Source organism: Streptomyces sp. JJ36 (assembly GCF_021696945.1).
Taxonomy (GTDB): domain Bacteria; phylum Actinomycetota; class Actinomycetes; order Streptomycetales; family Streptomycetaceae; genus Streptomyces.
The window spans coordinates 1-4,110 of record NZ_JACYHE010000146.1 but is presented as its reverse complement, the minus strand read 5'-3'; the positions used below and the strand labels follow the sequence as shown (position 1 = coordinate 4,110).

Sequence of the window (4,110 nt, the reverse complement as noted above, 5' to 3'; positions counted from 1 at the left end):
CCACACCGTGGCACCGGTGTCCGTGAGGCCCATGTCCCGCACTCCCTACGTCCCTGTGTTCCGCTCGTGCCGTGCCCGCGCCCTCACAGGTGCAGGCCGCACTCCGTCTTGTTGAAGCCGGCCCAGCGTCCGGCACGGGCGTCCCCACCCGCCTGCACCCGCCGGGTGCAGGGCGCGCAGCCGACCGAGGGGTATCCGTCCGCCAGGAGCGGGTTGGTGAGAACGCCGTGCCGGGAAACGTAACCCTCGACATCGGCTTGTGACCAACGCGCTATCGGGGCGATCTTGATCTTCTGCCGCTTCTCGTCCCAGCCGACGACCGGGGTGTCCGCCCGCGAGGCGGACTCGTCGCGGCGCAGCCCGGTGGCCCACGCGTCGTAACCGCGCAGGCCCTCCTCCAGCGGCTGCACCTTGCGCAGGGCACAGCACAGGTCGGGGTTGCGGTCGTGGAGCCTCGGCCCGTACCGCGCGTCCTGCTCCGCCACGGTCAGCCGCGGCCTGAGGGTGATCACCTCGACGTCCATCACCGCTTCCACCGCGTCCCTGGTGCCGATCGTCTCCGGAAAGTGGTAGCCCGTGTCGAGGAACAGTACGTGAACCCCGGGCAACGCCCGGGAGGCGAGGTGGGCGACGACCGCGTCCTCCATGGAGGAGGTCACGCAGAAGCGGTGCCCGAAGGTGTCGGCGGCCCAGCGCATCACGTCCAGCGCGTCTGCGTCCTCCAGCTCGCGGCCCGCCGTCTCCGCGAGCTGCCGCAGATCCGCTGGGCTGTGCTCCTGGGACTCGTGGGTCTCCTGGGCGGTGGTCATGCTGTCGTGTCCCCTTCGGTGGGCTCGCGCCGCAGGCCCTTGGCCAGCAGCCCGAGGAACGAGAGCGTGAATGCGCGGTTGCAGGAGTGGCACTCCCAGGCGGCGCCTCGGCCCGGGCCGGCCGGCTCCTCGGAGGGGCGCAGGTCCTCGTCTCCGCAGTACGGGCAGTGGAAGGGGGCGGCTCGCTCGCTCACGGCGTCTCCTCGTTCGCTTCTCCGGCCGCGCGGCGCAGTGGTGCGGGGGGTGTGTGCGTCTGCGGCTTGGTGGCCGCGCGTCCGTCGCTCACGGCGTCTCCTCGTTCGCTTCTCCGGCCGCGCGGCGCAGTGGTGTGGGGGGTGTGTTCGTCTGCGGCTTGGTGGCCGCGCGTCCGTCGCTCACGGCGTCTCCTGGTTCGCTTCTCCGGCCACGCGGCGCAGTGGTGCGGGGGGTGTGTGCGTCTGCGGCTTGGTGGCCGCGCGTCCGTCGCTCACTTGAGCGCCCCTTCGTCGGCACGCGCCGCCCACTGGGCGAAGCGCTCGCCGTCCTCGCGCTGCTCCCGGTAGGCGCGCAGCACACGCTCGATGTAGTCGGGAAGTGCGTCGGCGGTCACCTTCAGGCCGCGGACCTTGCGCCCGAAGCCGGGCTCCAGGCCCAGCGAGCCGCCCAGGTGGACCTGGTAGCCCTCCACCTGCTCGCCCCGCTCGTCGGTGACCAGCTGCCCCTTGAGACCGATGTCCGCGACCTGGATGCGGGCGCAGGAGTTCGGGCAGCCGTTGATGTTGATGGTGACCGGCTCGTCGAAGTCCGGCAGGCGGCGCTCCAGCTCGTCGATGAGCGTGGAGCCGCGGCCCTTGGTCTCGACGATCGCCAGCTTGCAGAACTCGATGCCGGTGCAGGCCATGGTGCCCCGGCGGAAGACGGACGGCGTGGTGGTGAGGTCCAGCGCCTCCAGCGCCTCGCGCAGCGACGCGACCCGGTCCTCCGCGACGTCCAGGATCAGCATCTTCTGCTCGACGGTGGTACGGACCCGCCCGGAGCCGTGCGCCTCCGCGAGGTCCGCGATCTTGCTGAGCGTCGTACCGTCCACCCGGCCGACCCGCGGGGCGAAGCCGACGTAGTAGCGCCCGTCCCGCTGCGCGTGCACGCCGACGTGGTCGCGCCAGCGCTGCACCGGCTCCGCGGGGGCCGGGCCGTCGGCCAGCCCGCGCAGCAGGTATTCGTCCTCCAGCACCCGGCGGAACTTCTCCGGGCCCCAGTCGGCGACGAGGTACTTCAGCCGGGCACGGTTGCGCAGCCGCCGGTAGCCGTAGTCCCGGAAGATGCTCACGACGCCCTCGTGCACGTCGGCCACCTCCTCCACCGGCACCCAGGCGCCCAGCCGCACGCCGAGCTTCGGGTTGGTGGACAGGCCGCCGCCCACCCACACGTCGAAGCCCGGGCCGAGCTCCGGGTGCTCGACGCCGACGAACGCCACGTCGTTGATCTCGTGCGCCACGTCCAGCAGCGGTGAGCCGGAGACCGCGGACTTGAACTTCCGCGGGAGGTTCGAATAGGCCTTGTTGCCCACCACCCGCCGCCCGATCTCCTCGACGGCCGGGGTGCCGTCCACGATCTCGTCCTCGGCGATGCCGGCCACCGGCGAGCCGAGGACCACCCGCGGGGTGTCGCCGCACGCCTCCGTGGTGGAGAGCCCCACGGCTTCCAGTCGCCGCCAGATCTCCGGCATGTCCTCGATGCGGATCCAGTGGTACTGGACGTTCTGCCGGTCGGTGATGTCCGCGGTACCCCGCGCGAACTCCTGGGAGATCTCACCGACCACCCGGAGCTGCTGGGTGGTCAGCGCGCCGCCGTCGATGCGGACGCGGAGCATGAAGTACTCGTCGTCCAGCTCCTCCGGCTCCAGGATCGCGGTCTTGCCGCCGCTGATCCCGGGCTTGCGCTGGGTGTACAGGCCCCACCAGCGCATCCGTCCCCGGAGGTCCGCCCCGTCGATGGAGTCGAAGCCCCGGTGGGCGTAGATCGTCTCAATGCGTGTCCGCACATTGAGACCGTCGTCGTCCTTCTTGGTCTGCTCGTTGGCGTTGAGCGGAGTGAAGTGCCCGGCTGCCCACTGGCCCTCGCCGCGGTGGCGGCCCGCCTTGCGGCGGTTCCGTGCGGCAGCGGCGGGGCGCTGGGGGGTGTCGGCCATGACGGTACGTCCTTCGGACTGACAGGGGATACGGCTCGGGGCGCCGCGTACGCGCGCGGCAGCGCAAGCGTGTGCGCTGGTGCTTCAGAAGGTGGCAGGCGCGCCCGCGGCGATGGGGGCGGCGTGCGAGGTCGGCGGTGCTGGGACTGTCAGCCCGCCCGACAGATGGCGCTGGACATGCGGCCGAGGTCGACGTGGCGTCGACTCACCAAGGCGATTCCAGCGCGAGACATGATGAGAAGCCTGGCATGCCGCTCTGAGGGCAGTCCACTGCTATCCGTTATATGGACAAGAGCGTCCCGCATGCCGGGACGTTGTGGTGCCCGTCACACCAGCGGCCTGCGCCGGGGCCGGCGGGGCGGGGCGGCGGGGGCGCGCGGGTGCCGGGCTCAGTACGCCCCCGGCCAGGGGCCGGGCGTCTCCCGCACCGGCTCCTCCTCAGTCGTGGTGGCGTAGAGCCGGAAGCCCCGGCGCCGGTAGTTCTGCAGCGCGTGCGGGCCGTCCTTGCTGCAGGTGTGCAGCCACACCCGGGTGGTCCCGCCCCGCCCGGGGTGCCGCTCGGCCAGGTCCCAGGCCCGCGCCGTGCCGTACGAGAGCAGACGGGCGCCGATCCGGCGGCCGCGGAAGGCGGGGAGCAGGCCGAAGTAGCTGATCTCCACCGAGCCGTCCGCGCGGTCTCCTGCCGAGCCCTCCGTCGTGGCCACCGCGCCGCCGTTCAGCTCGACGAAGCCGGCCGGCGTCCCCCGGTCGTACGCCACCCAGGTCTCCACGCCGGGGCGCTCCAGGAACTCCCGCCACTGTGCGTGGCTCCATCCCAGCCGGTCCGTCCAGGTCACGTCGCCGCCCACCGCGGTGTAGAGGAAGCGGCTGAACTCGGGGCTGGGCACCTCGGCCCGGGCTATCCGTATGCCGGACTCCTCGTCCGGCATACGGGCGGGCGCGAGGTCCGCGGGGGAGGTCTGCTCGAGCCACCAGGTGGTGACGGTGACGGTGGACATGCGCCGAGGGTATCCGGGCCGGGCAGCCGCCTCCCGGCACGGTCCGGGGCCGCTCGGCTGCGGGAGCCGGCGTGCGGGCCGGATGCGCCCCGGCGGCGGACCGGGACGCGGGCCGGCCGCACGCCCCGCCCGCGGC

At 72.7% G+C, this 4,110-nt stretch carries 5 protein-coding genes; all 5 read right to left on the bottom strand.

Features of this window, described 5'->3' with window-relative positions:
- Nucleotides 1-83: 83 nt before the first annotated feature.
- On the bottom strand, nucleotides 84-809 hold the full coding sequence (locus HOY81_RS26810) for a phosphoadenylyl-sulfate reductase (RefSeq protein WP_237323303.1): 726 nt from the start codon (nucleotides 807-809) through the stop codon (nucleotides 84-86).
- Nucleotides 806-1,003, bottom strand: a complete 198-nt coding sequence (locus HOY81_RS26805; protein ID WP_237323302.1) for a hypothetical protein — start codon at nucleotides 1,001-1,003, stop codon at nucleotides 806-808. Before HOY81_RS26805 ends, HOY81_RS26810 begins: the two co-directional genes overlap by 4 nt.
- Nucleotides 1,004-1,275: 272 nt before the next feature.
- Entirely contained in the window at nucleotides 1,276-2,976 is a 1,701-nt protein-coding gene (locus HOY81_RS26800; protein ID WP_237323301.1) for a nitrite/sulfite reductase, read from the bottom strand.
- A 149-nt stretch (nucleotides 2,977-3,125) separates the two neighbouring features.
- Nucleotides 3,126-3,209 (bottom strand): putative leader peptide, encoded by an 84-nt coding sequence (locus tag HOY81_RS27770; RefSeq protein ID WP_350257049.1) that lies wholly within the window; start codon nucleotides 3,207-3,209, stop codon nucleotides 3,126-3,128.
- Between the two features lie 156 nt (nucleotides 3,210-3,365).
- A complete protein-coding gene (locus HOY81_RS26795) occupies nucleotides 3,366-3,974 on the bottom strand; it encodes a GNAT family N-acetyltransferase (RefSeq protein ID WP_237323300.1) in 609 nt (202 codons plus the stop codon).
- Between the last annotated feature and the right edge of the window lie 136 nt (nucleotides 3,975-4,110).